The 3,191-nt window shown below is 70.9% G+C and carries 3 protein-coding genes; all 3 read left to right on the top strand.

Annotation, left to right across the window (positions count from 1 at the left end; all coding sequences use genetic code 11):
- Positions 1–159 precede the first annotated feature (159 nt).
- The 3 genes from istA to M3Q23_00680 are packed head-to-tail and all read left to right on the top strand — an operon-like array spanning position 160 to position 2,806.
- Entirely contained in the window at positions 160–1,725 is a 1,566-nt protein-coding gene (istA, locus tag M3Q23_00690) for an IS21 family transposase (GenBank protein ID MDP9340631.1), read from the top strand.
- A complete protein-coding gene (gene istB / locus M3Q23_00685; protein ID MDP9340630.1) occupies positions 1,722–2,477 on the top strand; it encodes an IS21-like element helper ATPase IstB in 756 nt (251 codons plus the stop codon). Before istA ends, istB begins: the two co-directional genes overlap by 4 nt.
- Positions 2,474–2,806, top strand: a complete 333-nt coding sequence (locus M3Q23_00680) for a hypothetical protein (protein MDP9340629.1) — start codon at positions 2,474–2,476, stop codon at positions 2,804–2,806. Before istB ends, M3Q23_00680 begins: the two co-directional genes overlap by 4 nt.
- Positions 2,807–3,191: the final 385 nt, after the last annotated feature.

Raw genomic sequence — 3,191 nt, 5'->3', positions numbered from 1 at the left:
CTGTCGGCGTTCACGGAAACCACCAGTTGAAAGGGCTCGCGTTCAAGTTATCCACCAGTCCCGCGTTCACGTAATCCCGCAGTTCTGAGGCGGGAGGTCCACCACCTGGGCTCCTTGTCAACGTAGGCATCGTTCGTCGTCGAGACGAGCGAGGAGCTGATGACAAGGAGAGCGTTCGACGTGGGAGACATCGTCGAGATCCTCATGCACTGGCACGCCGGGCGGCGCAAGGCCGTGGTGGCCGCGAGCCTCGGGGTCGACCGGGGCACCGTCCGCAAGTACGTCACCAAAGCGGAGCAGGCCGGGCTCGCCCCCGGGGGACCGCCCCTTCCCCGGGACCGGTGGGCCGTGCTCGTCCACGAGTGGTTCCCCGAGCTGGTGGACCCCCGCACCCGGAGCCTCACCCACGACACCATCGACGTCCATCGCGCGGACATCGAGGAGATGCTCGCGACCAACACCGCCACCACCGTGCACCAGCGCCTGCGCGACGAGCACGGCCTCGGCGTCGGCCTCACGAGCTTCCGGCGGTACCTGTGGCGGGAGTTCCCGGAGGCCAGGGCCCGCTCGCTCGCCACGCCTCCCCGCCCCCCGGTCCCCCCGGGGGAGGAGGCTCAGATCGACTACGGGTACCTCGGCACGTGGTTCGACCCGGTGGCGGAGCGCCTGCGCCGGGTGTGGGCCTTCGTCATGGTGCTCGCGTGCTCCCGGCACATGTTCGTCCGCCCGGTCCTCACGATGGACCAGCGGGCCTGGACGGCCGCCCACGTGGCCGCGTTCTCCTTCTTCGGGGGCGTGCCCCGTCGCCTGGTCCCGGACAACCTCAAGACCGGAGTCGATCGCCCCGACCTGTACGACCCCAAGCTCAACCGGTCCTACGGCGACCTCGCCGCGCACTACGGGTGCCTCATCGACCCCGCCCGGGCGGGAAGACCGAAGGACAAGCCTCGCGTGGAGCGCCAGATGCCCTACGTCCGCGACTCCATGTGGCGGGGCAGGACGTTCGGGAGCGAGGCCGACATGCGCTCCGAGGCCCTGCGGTGGGCGACCGAGGTCGCCGGCGTCCGCTCGCACCGGTCCCTCGACGGCGCGTCGCCGCTCGCGGTGTTCACCGCGGTGGAGGCCCCGGCGCTCCTCGAGCTCCCGGCCGCCCCCTTCGAGCTCGCGTCGTGGAGCACCCCCAAGGTCGGACCGGACTGCCACGTCAAGGTGGGCCCCGCCCTGTACTCGGTGCCGTGGCGCCTCATCGGGCAACAGGTCGACGCCCGCCTCGGCGAGCGCACTGTGGAGGTGTACCTCGATCACCAGGTCGTGAAGACCTGGGCCCGTGCCGAGCGGGGGAAACGGACGGACTACGGGGACTTCCCCCCGGAGAAGGTGGCGTTCTTCATGCGGACCCCCCAGTGGTGCCTGCACCGGGCCGCCGAGCTCGGTCCGTCGGTGAAAGCACTGGTGGAGGGCCTGCTGGCAGACGGCGCGCTGTACCGGCTGCGCCAGGCCCAGGGCGTGATCTCCCTGGCCGAGCGCCACGGGGACAGGCTCGATCAAGCGTGCCGCCGGGCCATCGAGGTCGGCGACCCGGCGTACCGCACGGTGCGAGGCATCCTCCGGGCCGGCACGGAGCTGGAGGGCACGCCGGTCCCCGCCTCCCCGGATGCCCCGGCCCACCTCCACGGCCCTGGCGCCCTGTTCTCACACCTCGAGCCCCAGGAGGTGGCGGGATGAGGGCCCACCAGCTGGAGCAGGCGCTGCGCTCGCTCGGGCTGTCCGGGATGCTCGAGACCTTGGAGGCGCGTCTCGCGCAGGCCAACTCAGGCGAGCTCGGCCACGTGGAGTTCCTGCAGGTGCTGTGCGAGGACGAGGTGGCCCGCCGCGACGCCGCGGGGATCGAGCGGCGGGTCCGGGCGGCACGGTTCGAGCGGATCTCGACCATCGAGGAGTTCGACTTCTCCTTCAACCCCAAGGTCCCGGTCGCCCAGATCCGGGACCTCGCGACACTCCGGTTCGTTGAGGCCGGGGAGTCGGTGATCCTGCACGGGCCGGTGGGGGTGGGCAAGACGATGATCGCCCAGGCCCTCGGCCACCAGGCCTGCCGCCGCGGCTACACGGTGGCGTTCACGAAGACGAGCCGCCTGCTGGCCGACCTCGCAGGGGGCCACGCCGACCGGACCTGGGAGACGCGCCTGCGGCGGTGGGCCCGCCCGGCCGTCCTCATCGCCGACGACTTCGCCATGCGGGCGTTCACCCCCCAGCAGTCCGACGACCTCTACGAGCTCGTCTCCGAGCGGGGCTCGAGGAGCACCATCGTCACCGCGAACCGCCAGGCTTCCGACTGGTACGAGCTGTTCCCGAACCCCGTGGTGGCGGAGTCCATCCTCGACCGGCTGGTCAACGCCGCCCACCACGTCCACATGCAGGGCCGGTCCTTCCGGCCGACCACCCGGCCGGGGGCGAAGCGCGCGGAGGCGAAGCGATGAACGCCACGGTGGGACCGGAGCTGTGCCGGGCTCCTGGCTGCGAGGAGCCCCTTCGCCGTGGCGGCCGGGGCCGCCCGCCCCTGTACTGCTCGCCCCGGTGCCGGGCTCTGGCCATTGGCGTCCGCGCCCGGCTCGCCGTGGAGCTCGATCACGAGCCCGTGCCGGACGGCGCCCGCCCGGTCGGACGGGTGTGGATCGTCAGGCTTCGGCGGGGGGCGCGCACGGTCGATGTCGCCTCGGAGCTCAGCCGGCCCTCGGCCGATCATCTCGTCGGACAGCTCGCCGAGATCCTTGCGGGGCGACGGGCGAGAGGAGGTGCGATGGAGTAGAACTCCACAGGGGCCCAGTGGTGGATTACGTGAACGCGCCGCTGGTGGATAACGCGAACGTCGACATAGGCCTCGTGCAGCGGAACAATCCCCACCACTGCTTGGTTGTGGAGGTACCGTCGCACCACGAACCTCCAGGCATCGATGAACAGTTTCTGCGGCCTGCTTGGCTCCCGGAAGAACGCTTTCTCCGCATGAACCATGGCGCGCACGCCTCCTCCCGACGGATAGAGCCAGGCAGGCATCCCGTATCCGCGGTGTGAAGGCCGGTCGAAAACGACAGCGGGAGCCGGTCGAAAACGACAGCACCTGGGTCGGATGCTAACGGGTTCGGGGTCCTCCTTCCATGGCTCCTGAATGCTCTGCCGTAGCTCTGTCCTTGGGA

It is taken from the genome of Actinomycetota bacterium, assembly GCA_030774015.1.
Taxonomy (GTDB): Bacteria; Actinomycetota; UBA4738; order UBA4738; family JACQTL01; genus JALYLZ01.
This window is presented reverse-complemented; position numbering and strand designations above follow the sequence as displayed.

Bases quoted from the DNA above. Each gene is read 5' to 3' on its own strand.
- istA (MDP9340631.1), top strand. From the start codon at position 160: ATGACAAGGAGAGCGTTCGACGTGGGAGACATCGTCGAGATCCTCATG.
- istB (MDP9340630.1), top strand. From the start codon at position 1,722: ATGAGGGCCCACCAGCTGGAGCAGGCGCTGCGCTCGCTCGGGCTGTCC.
- M3Q23_00680 (MDP9340629.1), top strand. From the start codon at position 2,474: ATGAACGCCACGGTGGGACCGGAGCTGTGCCGGGCTCCTGGCTGCGAG.